Origin of the sequence: Extensimonas vulgaris (genome assembly GCF_003337425.1) — a bacterium.
Classification (GTDB): domain Bacteria; phylum Pseudomonadota; class Gammaproteobacteria; order Burkholderiales; family Burkholderiaceae_C; genus Extensimonas; species Extensimonas vulgaris.
Genome location: NZ_QPJU01000001.1, coordinates 475,251 through 491,002 on the forward strand (window position 1 = coordinate 475,251; position 15,752 = coordinate 491,002).

Genomic DNA, 15,752 nt, shown 5'->3' on the forward strand with positions numbered 1-15,752 from the left:
GTTCCTTCGCTCAGAAAAACACGCTGAGGTTGTTGGCCAGAATCGTGCTCTGGTCGATCAGGATGGTGCGGCGAGCAATCTTGAAGCCCAGGCCGTTGTTTGCGCGGCGCAACACGTCCCGGCGTTCACCGGCAAAAATGTCGACTTGCCGCTCGAGACGGTTGCGATAGACCAGGAAGGCCGATGCCACTTCGAGTGTGCCGGGTGTTTCGGTCTCGCGCACGATCACGTTCGAGATGATGTGCCGGGTGCGCGAAGGCGGGTCTTCGGCCCAGTTCAGCTCGGAGGTGCGCTGGCGGATGCGGCCGCGCAGGGTTTCATGGTCTTCGTCAAAGTGGGCGTTGCCGTTTGCAGGCAGGTATTCCTTATCTCCCTCGCGCTTGGTGCGGGTGGTGCGCAAGGGCATCCAGTAGTGGATGTCCTGCTCGAGCAGGTCGAACCACGCGTTGAAGTTGTGATGGTCCAGCAACTGGGCTTCGCGGTAGTAAAACTGCTCGACTTCGTGTTGCAGTTGCGCGCTCACGGGCTGGGCGGGCCAGGCAAATTCCTTGATCAGTTCGGCCGTTTGCTGGGCCATGGCGACAGCGGTCATGTGATATCTCCTTGAAGTAAAAATAAGGGGCAGTGGCTCCTGTGCCGGCAGCTATATGGTGTTGCGCCGGGAGGCAGCAGCAAATCTCAAAGCATGCTGTCTGCTCTGCGGCAAACAGCACGAAAAGTCTCCAAGCCTGGGGTTCAGGGGTTCAGGGCTTCAGCGTGTCCCAGCTCGGCTCGGACATCATGCGTGCCCACTGGTGGTAAAAGCCCCGCGCGGCTTCTTCGGCATAGACGTAGGTCGTCTTGCCCGGAAACGCCGGGTCACCGCGGTCGGGCATGTTCAGACCCATTTGCGCGCACAAGGGAGCGCTCTTGGCCTTGTGGCCGCGCAGCACGCGCTGGATTTCGACCCAGTTCTCGCCGTCGTCCTGCTCAAAGGTGCCGCCGGCATTGAAGGTGCGGATGTTCTGGCGACGGAACTCTTCCTTGATGTCTTCGGGTGCGTCGGCATCGACGACGATGAAGGCCCACACTTCCACTTCGTTGGGGCCGCGTGGCTGCCAGGTGCGGATGGTGTTGATGCCGGGCAGGAACGAACATGTCGGGAACACACCCATGTGCTGGCCGAACATGGTCATGCTGGGCATGCCACCCAAACGCTTGGCCGCCTTTTCTGCGGCCGGACCTTGCGTCCAGTATTGCGTGATCTTGGGGCCCATGGAAGCCGCGAGAGCCAGCGGGTCGTTGGCGAACCAGCCTGCGCCGTGGCCACCCCAGGCGGAGCGGAACTGGTTCCCTTTGGTCGGCAACTGCACTTGCGTCAAGTCCATCTGGGGCGGCAGACCCGAAAGAATGCCTGACAGGTGCGACATCGTGCCGACGTGGTACATATCGCTGCAGAACTGTTCAGCGGCGAACTTCCAGTTGCAGGGAATGACCCACTTCTGAATGCCGCCCACCACGGTGGTGCCCGCCTCGGTGCGGTCGAGCATGGTGTCCATATAGGGCGTGGCGTCGCTCAGATAGGTCTTGAGGTCGGGGGCCTCGGCATCCCAATTTGCGAAGATCAGGCCCTTGTAGGTTTCCACGCGCGCCTGCAGCGGACCCCAGTCGGCTTTGTCGAAACCGCAATCGCCTTCTTTCTGGTCACAAAAGGCGCCTTTTTCGAAAGGCACGTTGACCAGGTTGCCGGCGATGTCATAGGCCCAGCCGTGGTAGGTGCAGGTGAAGGCCTTAGCGTTGCCCGCATCGGAGCGGCAAATGCGCATGCCACGGTGGCGGCACTGGTTGAGGAAGACTTTGATGCCGCCATCCTTTTGCCGCACCATGATCACAGGGTCTTCACCCATGTAGGTGGTCATGTAGTCCCCGGTATTGGGGATGTGAGCATCGTGCCCCAGCAAGAGCCAGGAGCGGCCGAAGACGCGCTCGAGCTCAAGCTCGTACAGTTCCTGGTCGGTGTAGATGCGCGGGTCGATCAAGCCCTTGTCTTGATCGACCAGTGCGCGGATGGCTTCGTCCGCCCAGCGACGCTTGAACGTCATCGGCACGGCTTGCACTTCGCGTTCCGAATGTATTCCCATGATGCAGGTCTCCTAGTACCCAAACTGCCAACACAAAAAAGCCCGGCGCATGCGCGCACTCACCGGGCCGCCTTCACCACTGCACGCCTGGCGTACAGCGCCCAAACGATCCACACAGGGTGAATCACCAAAGTCGTCAATCCGAAGGCCATGGCCTCATGGCTCCAGACGATGCTGTAGATGTCCCACAGGGCATCGACCACCTCGGTGGCGATGACGATGTCGAACACCGCCAGGTAGCGCAACGGGTCGCGCGCACCCCACAAGGCCACGATGCCGATGGCGCCCAGCTGCAGACCCACGACGGCCCAGGCGTCACTGAGCAACCGAAAGCCGGGCGTGGCTGCGTCAGGCACGAAGCCTGGGTACATCTGGCTGAACAGTGAGGCCGAAGCAAACGGCAGCGTGCCCAGCAGGTTCGCCAGGTAAAAAAGACCCAGCGCCCACAGAAAGATGCGTCCTTGCTTCATGCCTGCTCCGGAGATGATTGTGGTTGGCGGCAAAATCTACTGAACATGTGTTCGATGTTCGGCAATTCTCCAACTAATAAATCATTTAGGAATAAGTGGAAACCCTAAATAAATCTCGATATTTTTCTTGTTACCATCAAAAGGCGCTTTTCTTGGTGCCTGCTCTTTCTTGGCTGTAGGGTGGGTGTTGCTTTTACGTTCTGACCTCATTGACCTATGCTCCATGACATTGCCCTTCCCGTTGCGTCTTCCGGAGCAGAGGATGCGCCGCGTACGCTGATAGAGATGGCCTACCACGGCCTACGCCGCGCCATCATCGACGGCAAACACGCACCCAATGAGCCGCTGCGCGTCGAGCACCTGAAAAAGACCTATCAAGTCAGCGCGGGCACCTTGCGTGAGGCCTTGGCGCTGCTGGTGTCGGATGCGCTGGTGGTCACGCAGGGCTACCGCGGCTTCAAAGTGGCGCCGATGTCACTGCAGGACTTGGCCGACTTGTGCCGCGTGCGCACCTTGATCGAGTGCGAGGCCGTGCGCGAGAGCATGCAGCAGGGCAAGGATGAGTGGGAGGCGGGGGTAGTGGCCGCGTACCACAAGCTCTCGCGCGCCGAGGAGCGACTGTTCGTGGATACCATCAGCGCCTTTGATGAGTGGGAAGTGCGCAACCGCGAATTCCATGAGGCTTTGGTCTCTGCCTGTTCATCATCCTGGCTGCGCCGCATGCGCGCAGTGCTCTATCAACTGGCCGAGCGCTACCGGCGTCTCTCGGCTTTCGAAGGTGCGCCGCCGCAGGAGGTGCATGACGAGCATGCTGAAATCTACGCCGCAGTGATGGCGCGCGATGTGGCGCGCACGACCGAACTGCTGGACAGGCACATTCACCATGCTTACACAGCCATTCGCGCAAGCAATTTGCTGAAGTAGACCGACGTTTTTCTCCTTGACCCATTCGAAGCAACACACCATGTCCCCTGAAGCATTGAAGTCCCCCGTCGTCGTCCTCGGCGCCGGCTTAGCCGCCGTTTCGTTTGCCACCGAGCTGCGCCAGGCCGGCTATGCAGGCCTGCTCACCGTGGTCGGCGACGAAGCCGAGCCGCCCTACGACCGCCCGCCCCTGTCCAAGGACTTCATGGGCCATGGCGACGCCGAAAAAATCCGCCTCGACCACAAGCGCGCGCCCGAGGTCGAATGGCTGCTGGGCGTATCTGCGCAGTCGTTCGACCCACAGGCGCACACGGTGGCGCTGTCGGACGGGCGCACGCTGCCCTACGGCACGCTGGTGCTGGCCACGGGCGCGACGCCGCGCACGCTGCCCGCCTTGCAGGGTGCGCCCATGCCCGTGCACACGCTGCGCACGCTCGAAGACGCACGGCGCATCCAGGCCGGGCTGCGAGCGCAGGCGCGGCTGTTGATCGTGGGCGGCGGCGTGATCGGGCTCGAGCTTGCGGCCACGGCGCGCGCTGCGGGCGCCAGCGTGACGCTGGTCGAAACCCAGCCGCGCCTCATGGGCCGCGCGGCCTCTCCCACGCTCTCGGACTTCGTTGCGCGCTACCACGCGGCGCAGGGGGTGGACTTGCGCTTTGGCCGCAGCGTCGCGGGCTTTGACGACGGCGCCGTGCTGCTCGACGACGGCACGCGCATCGCGGCCGACATGGTGGTCGTGGGCATAGGCGTGGTGCCCAACGACGCGCTCGCGCGCGCGGCCGGGCTGGCCTGCGACGATGGCATCTTCGTCGACGCTTTTGGGCGCACCACCTGCCCCGATGTCTATGCCATAGGCGACGTGACGCGCCAGCGCAACCCCTTGAGCGGGCGCTTCGAGCGCATCGAAACCTGGTCGAACGCGCAAAACCAGGCCATCGCGGTGGCGCGCCACCTCGCCGATCCGGCCGCGCCTGGATACGCCGAACTGCCGTGGTACTGGTCCGACCAGGGTGCGCTGCGCATCCAGGTGGCGGGGCTGGCGAGCGGCGACGAGGAAATCGTGCGCGGCGAGCTCTCCATCGACGCGCCCAAGTTCACGCTGATCGAGCTGCAAAAGGGCCGCATCGTGGGCGCCACCTGCGTGAACAACGCGCGCGACTTCGCGCCGCTGCGCCGATTGCTCGCAGCCGGCGCGCAGCCCGACCGCGCCGCGCTCGCCGACCCGGCCACCGATTTGCGCAAGCTCGCGGCCGCCGTGGGCGCTTGAGTGCATGCACGTGACCGGCGCGTAGCTCAGGGAAAACCCGCGCACCGGCGCGGTGCGGCGTTTCTAGAATGAGCAAGGCCCCGTTTCTCGCGGGGCCATGCTCTATCTAGGAGACACATTCATGGATCGTCGTTCGCTCATCAAAAATGCCGGCATCGCCGGAGTGCTCGCCGCGGGGGCGGCACCTGCGGTGCATGCGCAGCAGGCCATACGCTGGCGGCTCGCGTCGAGCTTTCCGCGCTCGCTGGACATCGTGTATGGCTGTTCGGAGCTTTTCTCCAAAATGGTCAAGAGCATGTCGGGCGGCAAGTTCGAGATCACCATCCACAGCCCCGGCGAGCTGATGCCGGCTTTTGGCGTATTCGACGGCGTGCAAAGCGGCTCGGTCGAAATCTGCCACACCATGGGCTACTATTTTTATGGCAAGAACCCGGCGTTTGCGTTGAGCTCTTGCGTGCCTTTCGGCCTCAATTCGCGGCAGATGACGGCCTGGCTCATGCACGGCAACGGGCGCAAGCTCGTGAACGAGTTTTACGCGCAATACGGCGTCACGAGCTTTTTCGGCGGCAATACGGGCACGCAGATGGGTGGCTGGTTTCGCAAGGAGATCAAGACGCCGGCCGACTTCAAGGGTTTGAAGATGCGCATGGGCGGCGGACTGATCGGCGAGGTGGTGCAAAAACTCGGCGCCGTACCGCAGAACATCCCGGGCGGCGAGGTCTATACCGCGCTCGAAAAAGGCACCATAGACGCCGCCGAGTGGGTGGGCCCCTACGACGACCAGAAGCTCGGCTTCAACCGGGTGGCGCCGTATTACTACTACCCCGGCTGGTGGGAGGGCGGGCCGAACGTGGACTTGTTCGTCAACCAGAAGGCGCTCGCGGCGCTGCCCGACGAATACAAGACCATCCTCGAGGCGGCTTCGATCTACCTGCACACCAACGTGCAGGCCAAGTACGACGCCTCGAACCCGGCGGCGCTCAAGCAGCTCGTTGCGGCCAAGACCAAGGTGCTGCCGTTTTCGCAGGCCATCATGGAAGCTTCGTACAAGGCTTCGATGGAAGTGTTTGCCGAAAACGACGCCAAGAGCCCCGAGTGGCGCAAAATCTACGCCGACATGCGCGCCTTCCAGCGCGACGAGGTGCTGTGGTTCCGCTTTGCCGAGGCCTCGTTCGACGGCTTCATGTTCCGGCAAAAGCTCTGACCACTGCCCGGGATGGGACTCAGCGGCTCACGGCGCGGCGCGCGGCGCGCGTGCACACGAAGATGCCGCCGACGACGAGCGCCGTGCCCGCGGCCATCCACGGCGTGAAGGGCTCATCGAGAAGCCACACGCTCATGAAGATGGTCGAAAGCGGCCCCACCATGCCGATCTGCGCTGCCGCGCTCGCGCCTATGCGCTCTATCGCCATCATCATCAGCAGGATGGGCGCGGCGGTGCACAGCGTGGCGTTGAGCAGCGACAGCCACAGCACGGGCGGCACGACGACGGCGGCCGCGAGCGGCCGCGTCAGCGCAAAGTGCAGCAGACAGCACAGGCAGGCCACGGTGCTTGCCAGGCCCACGAGCCGCAGTGAGCCCAGCTGGCGCACCAGCGCATCGCTGTGCACCAGGTACACGGCATAGCTGAGCGTGCTCAGCAGCACGAGCAGCGTGCCCCAGGCCACGTGTGCGCCTTGTACGTGGACTTCGAGACCGAACACCAGCACCACGCCGCAATAGCTGATCGCCATGCCCAACAGCTGCCCCCAGCGTATGCCGCGGCCATACACGATACGGCCCAGCAGCATCACGAGCGTGGGGTTCAGGTAGAGGATGAGCCGCTCCAGGCTGGCGCTGATGTAGCGCAGCCCCTCGAAATCGAGCAGGCTCGCGAGGTAGTAGCCCGTCACGCCGAGCGCGAGCACGCCCAGGCGCTCGCGCGCCGTCAGCCGCGGGCGGCCCCGGCCCGCCCACCAGGCCATCAGCACGAACATCGGCAGCGCGAACAGCATGCGGTACATCAGCAGCGTGATGGCGTCGGCGCCATAGCGAAAACCGAGCTTGACGATGATCGCCTTGGCGCTGAAGCCGACCGCGCCGAGCAGCGCAAGGATGAGTCCGGATGCTATTTTTTCGTTAGCTGCTTGCGCTTGCTGTATCTGGGCTGAGGGCACTTTTTACTTAAATAATAGACTGGGGATCGCGTTCAGTCCTCGACAAAGGCTTCTTCGCGCTTGCTTTTCACGGATGGCAGCAGCACGATCACCAGCAGCAGCGCGGCCACGGCGAGCAGGCCCGCAGAGATCGGCCGCGTGACGAACACGCCCCAGTCGCCGCGCGAGAGCAGCAGCGCACGGCGCAGGTTCTCTTCCATCATGGGGCCGAGGATGAAGCCCAACAGCAGCGGCGCAGGTTCGGTGCCGAGTTTGTGAAAAAGGTAGCCAATGAGCCCGAACGCGCCCACCATCCATACGTCCCAGGTGGTGTTGTTGGTCGAATACACGCCGATCGCGCAAAACAGCACGATCGCCGGGAACAGCCAGCGGTAGGGTACGGTGAGCAGCTTGATCCACATGCCGATCAGCGGCAGGTTCAGGATCACCAGCATCGCGTTGCCCAGCCACATCGAGGCGATCAGCCCCCAGAAGAGCTCGGGGTTGCTGCTCATGACCTGCGGGCCGGGCTGGATGTTGTGGATGGTCATCGCGCCCACCATCAGCGCCATCACGGCATTGGGCGGGATACCCAGCGTGAGCAAGGGGATGAACGAGGTCTGCGCGCCCGCGTTGTTCGCCGACTCGGGCGCCGCGACGCCGCGGATGTTGCCCTGGCCGAAGGGCACCTCGCCAGGGCGCACGCGGGTTTTCTTCTCGACCGTGTAGGCGGCAAATGAGGCCAGCAGGGCTCCACCGCCGGGCAATATGCCCAGCGCCGCGCCCAGGCCGGTGCCGCGCAACACGGCGGGGATCATGCGCTTGAAGTCCTCCTTGGTTGGAAACAGGCCTTGCACCTTGGCGGCGAAGACTTCGCGGCTGCCCTCGGGATGCGAAAGGTTGGCGATGATCTCGCCATAGCCGAATACGCCCATGGAGATCGCGACGAAGCCAATGCCGTCGGTCAGTTCAGGGATGTCGAAGCTGAAGCGCGCGACACCCGAGTTCACGTCGGTGCCCACCAGGCCCAAAAGCAGCCCGAGCACGATCATGCCTATGGCCTTGAGCAGCGAGCCCGAGGCCAGCACCACCGCGCCGATCAGGCCCAGCACCATGAGCGAGAAGTATTCGGCCGGGCCGAACTTGAAGGCGACTTCGGTCAGCGGCGGCGCAAAGGCCGCGAGGATCACCGTGCCCACGCAGCCCGCAAAGAACGAGCCCAGCCCCGCCGCTGCGAGCGCCGGCCCGGCGCGGCCCTTGCGCGCCATCTGGTAGCCGTCGATCACCGTGACCACGGACGAGGATTCGCCGGGCAGGTTCACGAGGATCGCCGTGGTCGAGCCACCATACTGCGCGCCGTAGTAAATGCCCGCGAGCATGATCAGCGCCGACACCGGCGGCAGCGCGTAGGTGGCCGGCAGCAGCATGGCGATGGTCGCCACCGGGCCTATGCCGGGCAGCACGCCGATCAGCGTGCCCAGCAGGCAGCCGACAAAGCAGTAAATCAGGTTTTGCGCCGTGAACGCGACGCCGAAGCCGAGCGCGAGGTTGTGAAAGAGTTCCATGATGATTCCTCTGCTCAGCCAGCGATGAAGCTGGGCCAGACCTGAAATTGCAGCTTCAGCGCCCAGACGAAAGCCGCATAACTGCCCACGGCCAGAATCGTCGCGAGGATCGCCACTTCGAGCGGCTTGAACTGATCACCCGCAAGGCTCGCGATGAAGGTCAGCGCGTAGATCGCGACGATCAGCCCCATGGGCGGAATACCCAGGTTGGGCAGGCCGCCGAGCAAGATGCCAAACGCAAAATTGGCCGCAAGGATGAAGACGAGCGGCTTCCAGGCCCAGCGGCCGATGGGGTCGCCATCCTCGGTTTCGACCGTGGTGGCCTTGAAGGTCACGACCGCGCCTATGAGCGCGAGCAGCACACCCAGCAGCAGCGGGAAGTAGCCCGGCCCCATGCGCGCGCCCGTGCCGATCTGATAGTTGGTCGATCCCCAGGCGAAAGCTCCGCCGACCGCCATGAACATGAGGCCGGCGAAAAAGTCCTTCTGGCTTTTGATTTTCATGCAACGTCTCCTTCCGAATGAAGCGCCCGATTGTGGCGTTTTTGGGAGCGTATTCTGGCGCCAATTCATGCGCTGCCACGCGCGCGACTGCCGAAAATACCCGTGCCCACGCGTACCATGGTGCTGCCCGCGTGGATCGCGGCCTCGAGGTCTGCGGTCATGCCCAGCGACAAGGTGTCGAAGTGTTCCAAGCCGGCTGCGCCTTGCGCGCGGATATAGTCAAAAAGGCGCTTGGCCCGCATGTGAACTTCCAATTGCGCTTCGAAATCGGGAGCTTGATCGGGGATGCACATGAGTCCGCGCACGCGCAGCTGCGGCAACCGCACCACGGCAAGGGCCAGATCGAGGGCCGCGGTCGCAGGTACCCCGGCCTTGCTCGGTGCAGCGTCGATGTTGACTTGAATGCACACTTGCAACGGCGCCAGGTGGGCAGGCCGCTGCGCGGCGAGGCGTTCGGCAATCTTGAGGCGGTCTATCGTCTGCACCCAGTCGAAGTGCTCGGCCACGAGGCGCGTCTTGTTGCTCTGGATCGGCCCTATGCAGTGCCACTGCAGCGCAGCCCAGCCTGCCATGCGCAGCGCCTGGATTTTTTCGACGCCCTCTTGAATGTAGTTTTCACCGAACGCCCGCTGGCCCGCGGCTGCGGCCTCGGCCACGGCTTGCGCGTCAAAGGTCTTGGAGACGGCGAGCAGCGAAACCGTTGCCGGATCGCGTCCTGCAGCGGCGCAGGCCTTGGCCAGGCGCGCGCGCACCCGTTGGAGATTGTCTGCAATCGTGGTCATAATGATTGCCAAGCCTACCAAAGCCTAACCGACGAGACCGAGGGAACCGTGGACATCACCCAGCTGCTTGCATTCACCGTCAAAAACAAAGCCTCCGACTTGCACCTGTCGGCCGGCTTGCCGCCCATGATTCGCGTCAATGGCGACGTGCGGCGCATCAATGTCGATCCGCTGGACCACAAGGCGGTGCATGCCATGGTCTACGACATCATGAACGATGCGCAGCGCAAGACCTACGAGGAGTTTCTGGAGGTCGATTTTTCCTTCGAGGTCGAGGGCCTGGCGCGTTTTCGCGTGAACGCCTTCAACCAGTATCGTGGTGCGGCCGCGGCTTTTCGCACCATTCCCAGCAAGATCCTGACGCTCGAGCAGCTCAATGCACCGAAAATTTTTGGCGACCTGGCGCTCAAGCCGCGCGGACTGGTGCTCGTGACCGGCCCCACGGGCTCGGGCAAATCGACCACGCTCGCGGCCATGGTGAACCACCTCAACGAAACCGAATACGGTCACATCCTGACGATCGAAGACCCGATCGAATTCGTGCATGAGTCCAAAAAATGCCTGATCAACCAGCGCGAGGTCGGGCCGATGACGCTCTCGTTCGCGGCCGCCCTGCGCTCGGCGCTGCGTGAAGACCCGGACGCGATCCTGGTGGGCGAAATGCGCGACCTCGAAACCATCCGCCTGGCCATGACCGCGGCCGAAACCGGGCACCTGGTGTTCGGCACGCTGCACACTTCGAGCGCCGCCAAGACCATAGACCGGATCATCGACGTGTTTCCGGCCGAAGAAAAGGAAATGGTGCGCGCCATGCTGTCCGAATCACTACAGGCGGTGATCTCGCAGACGCTGTGCAAACTCAAGGACGGCTCGGGCCGCATCGCCGCGCATGAAATCATGCTCGGCACGAGCGCCATCCGCAACCTGATCCGCGAAGCCAAGGTGGCGCAGATGTATTCGACCATCCAGACCGGCAACAGCGTGGGCATGCAGACGCTCGACCAGTGCCTTACCGACCTCGTGCGGCGCAACCTCATCAGCCCCGCCGAGGCGCGCAGCAAAGCCAAGAGTCCGGAAAATTTCCCCGGTTGAAAAACGCCGGATATTCAAGCGGCGTCAACGGAGTACCCAGCAATGGAACGCGATCAGGCCAGTAAATTCATCAACGATTTGCTCAAACTGATGATCAATCGCAACGGCAGCGATTTGTTCATCACCGCCGATTTCCCACCGGCGATCAAGGTCGATGGCAAGGTGACCAAGGTTTCGGCCCAGCCCTTGTCGGCGACGCACACCATCGCACTGACGCGCTCGATCATGAGCGATAAACAGGTGGCCGAATTCGAGCGCACCAAGGAGTGCAATTTCGCGATCTCGCCAGCAGGAATCGGGCGCTTTCGTGTGAACGCCTTCGTGCAGCAGGGCAAGGTGGGCATGGTGCTGCGCACGATTCCACTCACGCTGCCGACCATCGATGGTTTGGGCCTGCCCCAGGTGCTCAAAGACGTGGCCATGACCAAGCGCGGCCTGTGCATCGTCGTCGGTGCCACGGGCTCGGGCAAATCGACCACGCTCGCGGCGATGGTCGATTGGCGCAACGAAAACTCCTTCGGCCATATCGTTACGGTGGAGGATCCGGTCGAATTCGTGCATCCGCACAAGAACTGCGTAGTGACGCAGCGTGAGGTCGGGTTGGACACCGACTCCTGGGAAGTGGCACTCAAAAACACGCTGCGCCAGGCGCCCGACGTGATTCTGATGGGCGAGATTCGCGACCGCGAAACCATGCAAAACGCGATCATGTTCTCCGAGACGGGGCACCTGTGCATGGCTACATTGCACGCCAACAATGCGAATCAGGCATTCGATCGCATCGTGAACTTTTTCCCCGAAGATCGGCGTGCGCAGTTGCTCATGGACTTGTCGCTGAACCTGCGCGCCATGATCTCGCAGCGCTTGGTTCCCAGGCAGGACGGCAGAGGGCGCGTCGCTGCGGTCGAGGTGATGCTCAATACACCCTTGATTGCCGATTTGATTTTCCGCGGCGAGGTGGTGGAGCTCAAAGAAATCATGAAGAAAAGCCGCAACCTCGGTATGCAAACTTTCGACCAGGCGCTTTTCGACGCGTTCGAAGGGGGCTTGATCAACTACGAGGACGCGCTGCGCAATGCCGACTCGGTCAACGACCTGCGCCTGCAGATCAAACTCAACAGCCAGCGCGCCAAATCGCCCGACCTTGCCGCGGGCACCGAGCATTTCGCCATCGTTTGATGTTTTTGCTCTTTTCGCGCCCGGGGCGCCCGAGCCACCGGGGCACGGGCAAATTCTTTTTTTGAAGGTCTCTCATGCCAAGCAGTATCCAAGCACGCAATTACGACAGCACCGCACCGCGCAAAGTCGCGTTTCTAGGCCTCGGCGTCATGGGGTATCCCATGGCGGGTCATCTCGCACGCGCGGGCCATGCCGTGACCGTCTACAACCGCACCGCGGCCAAGGCCATCGCCTGGTGCGAGGAATTTGCCGACGCACCCAGCAAGCCCCGGCATGCGGCCACGCCGCGCGAGGCCGTCGCGGGCGCGGGCCTCGTGTTTTGCTGCGTGGGCAATGACGACGACTTGCGCTCGGTGGTGCTCGGCGAGCAGGGTGCTTTTGCGGGCATGGCGCCGGGCGCGGTCTTCGTCGATCACACCACGGCCTCGGCCGAGGTCGCGCGCGAACTCTACGCGCAGGCGCGCGCGCAGGGGCTGCAGTTCGTCGATGCGCCCGTGTCGGGCGGGCAGGCGGGCGCGCAAAACGGCCAGCTCACGGTGATGTGCGGCGGCGACCAGGCAGCTTACGAAGCTGCTTTGCCGGTCATCCTGGCGTATGCGCGCGCCTGCACCCTGCTCGGGCCCGTGGGCTCGGGACAGCTCGCGAAAATGGTCAACCAGATCTGCATCGCAGGCATCCTGCAGGGCCTGGCCGAGGCCATCGCGTTCGGGCAGAACGCGCAGCTGGACATGAAGCAGGTGCTCGATGTGATCAGCAAGGGCGCGGCGCAGAGCTGGCAGCTCGAAAACCGCGGCAAGACCATGGTCGATGGCAAGTTCGACTTCGGCTTTGCCGTCGATTGGATGCGCAAGGACTTGGGGCTCGTGCTGCAAGAGGCGCGGCGCAACGGCTCGCGCCTGCCGCTCACGGCGCTGGTCGATCAGTTCTACGGCGACGTGCAGAAAATGGGTGGCAACCGCTGGGACACTTCAAGCCTGATCCAGCGCCTGCGTTGATTTTTCTGCGGCTTTTGCTGCTTTTTGCATCAGCCGCCCGAGGCTGGTGCGGCCGTGGCGGGGGTGGGTTGCGGCGGGGGCACGAGGCGGCGCAGTTCGTCTTCCGAGACGATCTCGAACACGCGCACCACCTTGGCCACGCCGGGCACGCCGCGCGCGATCTCGGTCACGCGCTCGGCCTCGCGCTGCGTCACGATCCCCATCAGATAGACCACGCCGCGCTCGGTCACGACCTTGAAAGCGCTCGATGACAGGTCGCGCGCATCGACGATGCCGGCGCGCACCTGCCCGGTGATCCAGCTGTCGCTGGAGCGCTGGCCCAGCGATGCATTGGGCATCACGGCCAGATCGTTGACCACGCCGCGCACGTTCTCGATCTGGGCGATGGCTGCCTCGACGCGCTGGCGGTCTTGCGCGGTGGGCACTTCGCCGGTGATGAGCACGCGCCGATTGAAGCTCGTGACGTTTACGTGACCACGCTCGCCGAGCAGTTCGTTCAGGCGGTTCGTGGCAATGAGCTCTATGCGCTCGTCTTCGAGTTGTGTACCTGCGGTACGGCGATCCGCTGCGACCATGCCCGTCATGGCCGCGCCGCCCAGCACCACGGGGGCGCACGCGCTCAAGCCGAGTGCGAAAACCAGGGTCAAGACCTGTAGCGGCCGCTTTGTGTACGTCCTCGCATCGTTGTTTGCTATCAAAATCATTCTTCCTCGCCCAGCAATTGGGCGTCTATGCCGTCGCAGAGGCAATGCAGCACCAGGGTGTGCACCTCGCGCACGCGCGCGGGGCGGTCGTGCGGCACGGCGACCAGAACGTCAGTTTCGCGCAGCCGCTGCGCAAGCGTGCCGCCGCTGCGCCCCGTGAGCAGCAGCACCATGAGCTCGCGCTCGTGTGCGGCTTCGAGCGCCTCCAGCAAGGCGGGCTCGTCGCCCGCCACGGACAGCATCAGCAACACGTCGCCCATCTGACCGAGCGCGCGCACCTGGCGGGCAAAAGCGGCTGGAGGCTGCGCAGCGAAGGTGCTTTCGGCGCTCAGCAAGCTGGCGTCGGCCCCGAGCGCGAGCGCGGCGAGCTCGGGGCGCTCGCGCTCGAAGCCGGCCACGCACAGCGCGGCAAACTGCTGCGCCACCGCCGCCGACGCGCCCAGACCGCAGGCCAGCACCTTGCCGCCGCCCGTGATGCACGCAACGATGGCTTGTACGGCCGCGGCGATGGGCGCCGCCAACGCCTGCGCCGCCTGGAATTGCAAGTCTGCCGCGTCGATGAAGTGCTGCTGGATGCGCTGTTCGAGCATGCGCCGATGATAGCGCCGCCCCATCGGCGCTTCTTCGGGGTGCTTCTTCGGGGGTCAACCATCCGCGTCGAACGCCCCCTGCAGCCATTGCAGGCCCTGCGGCTCCAGCAGCACCACGTCGAAGCGGCAAGGCAGCGGTGCGGGCAGGCGCAGCAGGTAGTGGCGCGCCGCGAACACGATGCGCCGTTGTTTGACGCTGCCAATGCTCGCCGCGGCGCCGCCGTGGCTGGTGCTCGCGCGGCTGCGCACCTCGACGAACACCAGCGTGCCGTCGGGCGCGCGCATCACGAGGTCGATCTCGCCGCCGCCGCGCCCCGGCGTTCGATAATTGCGCGTCACGAGTCGCAGGCCCGCGGCCTGCAGATGGGCCAGGGCGCGGTCTTCGGCCATGTTGCCTTGCTGCCGCGTCGTGGGCTGCCGCGTGGTTTCGGCGGCCTTGCTGGGCGCGGCGGGTTTTTTCCAGGGGAATGGCATTGAGTGCATCTTTCGCATTGGCGCTGGGCGCGGCGCACGCGGCAGCGGCTGCGCAGCATTATCCGCAGGGGGCGCTGTACGTGGTCGCCACGCCCATAGGCAACCTGGCCGACGTCACGCTGCGCGCGTTGCACGTGCTGCAGCTCGCCGAGCGCATCGCCTGCGAGGACACGCGCCACACGCAGGCGCTGCTGCGCGCCTACGGCATCGACAAGAAGCCGAGCCAGCTGCTCGCGGTGCACGAGCACAACGAGGCCGAAGCCGCGCAGGCGGTGCTCGCGCACCTGCGCGAAGGCGAGCGCGTGGCCTACGTGAGCGACGCGGGCACGCCCGGCGTGAGCGACCCCGGCGCACGGCTGGTTGCCGCAGTGCGCGCCGCGGGCCTGCGCGTGCTGCCGCTGCCGGGCGCGAGCAGCGTGACCACGGCACTGAGCGCGGCCGGCGCCGTGGCACCGAGCGCGGCGCAGGAGGGCTTCGTGTTCGCAGGCTTTTTGCCGACCAAGACGAGCGAGCGCGCCGCCGCCGTGCAGCAGCTCGCACACGAGGCGCGCTGCGTGGTGCTGCTCGAAGCGCCGCACCGCATCCTCGAGCTGGCACAGGCGCTCGCGCCGCTGGGCGAGCGCCCTGTGACGCTGGCGCGCGAGCTGACCAAGCAGTTCGAGGAGATCGCCACCGTCCCCGCGCAGGGCCTGCCGGCTTGGTTTGCCGCCGCGCCCGAGCGTGCACGCGGCGAATTCGTCGTGCTGCTGCACCCCGCCGCCCTTGCCGCGAGCGACGCCGGCATGGAAGCAGGCCAGCGCGCGCTGCGCCTTTTGCTGCCCGAGCTGCCGCTCAAGACCGCCGTGCGCCTGGCCGCGCAGCTCAGCGGCGCGCCGCGCAACGCGCTCTATGCGCAGGCGCTCGAGTGGAAGGGGACGGAGGATTGATCCGCCTGCGCTACGCGAAGATTTGT

Annotated in this window: 17 protein-coding genes; 7 read left to right on the plus strand and 10 right to left on the minus strand. The window is 64.4% G+C overall.

The window, feature by feature from the left end; translation table 11 throughout:
- Positions 1–10: 10 nt before the first annotated feature.
- The 3 genes from DFR45_RS02175 to DFR45_RS02185 form a co-directional block, all read right to left on the minus strand.
- Positions 11–592: an aromatic-ring-hydroxylating dioxygenase subunit beta gene (locus DFR45_RS02175; RefSeq protein WP_199755307.1), complete on the minus strand. Its 582-nt coding sequence runs from the start codon at positions 590–592 to the stop codon at positions 11–13.
- Positions 593–743: 151 nt separating this feature from the next.
- On the minus strand, positions 744–2,120 hold the full coding sequence (locus tag DFR45_RS02180) for an aromatic ring-hydroxylating dioxygenase subunit alpha (protein WP_114482036.1): 1,377 nt from the start codon (positions 2,118–2,120) through the stop codon (positions 744–746).
- Positions 2,121–2,179: 59 nt separating this feature from the next.
- Positions 2,180–2,590, minus strand: a complete 411-nt coding sequence (locus DFR45_RS02185; protein ID WP_114482037.1) for a BphX family protein — start codon at positions 2,588–2,590, stop codon at positions 2,180–2,182.
- Between the two features lie 216 nt (positions 2,591–2,806).
- Between DFR45_RS02185 and DFR45_RS02190 the strand changes: the two genes are divergently transcribed.
- From DFR45_RS02190 to DFR45_RS02200, 3 genes are all read left to right on the plus strand, one after another.
- Positions 2,807–3,514, plus strand: coding sequence for a GntR family transcriptional regulator (locus DFR45_RS02190; protein ID WP_114482038.1), 708 nt, complete (start codon positions 2,807–2,809; stop codon positions 3,512–3,514).
- A 40-nt stretch (positions 3,515–3,554) separates the two neighbouring features.
- Positions 3,555–4,781: an NAD(P)/FAD-dependent oxidoreductase gene (locus tag DFR45_RS02195; protein WP_114482039.1), complete on the plus strand. Its 1,227-nt coding sequence runs from the start codon at positions 3,555–3,557 to the stop codon at positions 4,779–4,781.
- A 121-nt stretch (positions 4,782–4,902) separates the two neighbouring features.
- Positions 4,903–5,985 carry a TRAP transporter substrate-binding protein gene (locus DFR45_RS02200; RefSeq protein WP_114482040.1) on the plus strand — a complete coding sequence of 361 codons (1,083 nt, stop codon included), beginning with the start codon at positions 4,903–4,905 and terminating at the stop codon, positions 5,983–5,985.
- A gap of 19 nt (positions 5,986–6,004) precedes the next feature.
- Here the strand turns inward: DFR45_RS02200 and DFR45_RS02205 are convergent, their stop codons facing one another.
- The 4 genes from DFR45_RS02205 to DFR45_RS02220 all read right to left on the minus strand — a co-directional run bounded on the left by DFR45_RS02205 (position 6,005) and on the right by DFR45_RS02220 (position 9,766).
- Positions 6,005–6,937, minus strand: a complete 933-nt coding sequence (locus DFR45_RS02205) for a DMT family transporter (protein WP_114482041.1) — start codon at positions 6,935–6,937, stop codon at positions 6,005–6,007.
- Positions 6,938–6,969: 32 nt separating this feature from the next.
- Positions 6,970–8,481, minus strand: coding sequence for a tripartite tricarboxylate transporter permease (locus tag DFR45_RS02210; protein WP_114482042.1), 1,512 nt, complete (start codon positions 8,479–8,481; stop codon positions 6,970–6,972).
- A gap of 14 nt (positions 8,482–8,495) precedes the next feature.
- Positions 8,496–8,984 (minus strand): tripartite tricarboxylate transporter TctB family protein, encoded by a 489-nt coding sequence (locus tag DFR45_RS02215; protein ID WP_114482043.1) that lies wholly within the window; start codon positions 8,982–8,984, stop codon positions 8,496–8,498.
- Positions 8,985–9,049: 65 nt separating this feature from the next.
- Positions 9,050–9,766 carry a YggS family pyridoxal phosphate-dependent enzyme gene (locus DFR45_RS02220; protein ID WP_114482044.1) on the minus strand — a complete coding sequence of 239 codons (717 nt, stop codon included), beginning with the start codon at positions 9,764–9,766 and terminating at the stop codon, positions 9,050–9,052.
- A 48-nt stretch (positions 9,767–9,814) separates the two neighbouring features.
- Here DFR45_RS02220 and DFR45_RS02225 point away from each other — a divergent pair, with 48 nt between their 5' ends.
- The 3 genes from DFR45_RS02225 (at position 9,815) to DFR45_RS02235 (ending at position 13,032) form a co-directional block, all read left to right on the plus strand.
- Complete coding sequence (locus DFR45_RS02225; protein WP_114482045.1) at positions 9,815–10,858, plus strand: type IV pilus twitching motility protein PilT; 1,044 nt, start codon at positions 9,815–9,817, stop codon at positions 10,856–10,858.
- A gap of 42 nt (positions 10,859–10,900) precedes the next feature.
- Positions 10,901–12,037, plus strand: coding sequence for a PilT/PilU family type 4a pilus ATPase (locus DFR45_RS02230; RefSeq protein WP_114482046.1), 1,137 nt, complete (start codon positions 10,901–10,903; stop codon positions 12,035–12,037).
- 74 nt (positions 12,038–12,111) lie between these two features.
- Positions 12,112–13,032, plus strand: a complete 921-nt coding sequence (locus DFR45_RS02235; protein ID WP_114482047.1) for an NAD(P)-dependent oxidoreductase — start codon at positions 12,112–12,114, stop codon at positions 13,030–13,032.
- 29 nt (positions 13,033–13,061) lie between these two features.
- Here DFR45_RS02235 and DFR45_RS02240 read toward each other — a convergent pair whose 3' ends face one another.
- The 3 genes from DFR45_RS02240 to DFR45_RS02250 are packed head-to-tail and all read right to left on the minus strand — an operon-like array spanning position 13,062 to position 14,800.
- Positions 13,062–13,736 carry a BON domain-containing protein gene (locus DFR45_RS02240; RefSeq protein ID WP_114482048.1) on the minus strand — a complete coding sequence of 225 codons (675 nt, stop codon included), beginning with the start codon at positions 13,734–13,736 and terminating at the stop codon, positions 13,062–13,064.
- Positions 13,733–14,326, minus strand: coding sequence for an SIS domain-containing protein (locus DFR45_RS02245; protein ID WP_114482049.1), 594 nt, complete (start codon positions 14,324–14,326; stop codon positions 13,733–13,735). The genes DFR45_RS02240 and DFR45_RS02245 overlap by 4 nt, the downstream gene beginning before the upstream one ends.
- Positions 14,327–14,380: 54 nt before the next feature.
- Complete coding sequence (locus tag DFR45_RS02250) at positions 14,381–14,800, minus strand: YraN family protein (RefSeq protein WP_114482050.1); 420 nt, start codon at positions 14,798–14,800, stop codon at positions 14,381–14,383.
- Between DFR45_RS02250 and rsmI the strand changes: the two genes are divergently transcribed.
- Positions 14,800–15,726, plus strand: coding sequence for a 16S rRNA (cytidine(1402)-2'-O)-methyltransferase (gene rsmI, locus DFR45_RS02255; RefSeq protein WP_114482051.1), 927 nt, complete (start codon positions 14,800–14,802; stop codon positions 15,724–15,726). The genes DFR45_RS02250 and rsmI overlap by 1 nt on opposite strands.
- Positions 15,727–15,752 lie beyond the last annotated feature (26 nt).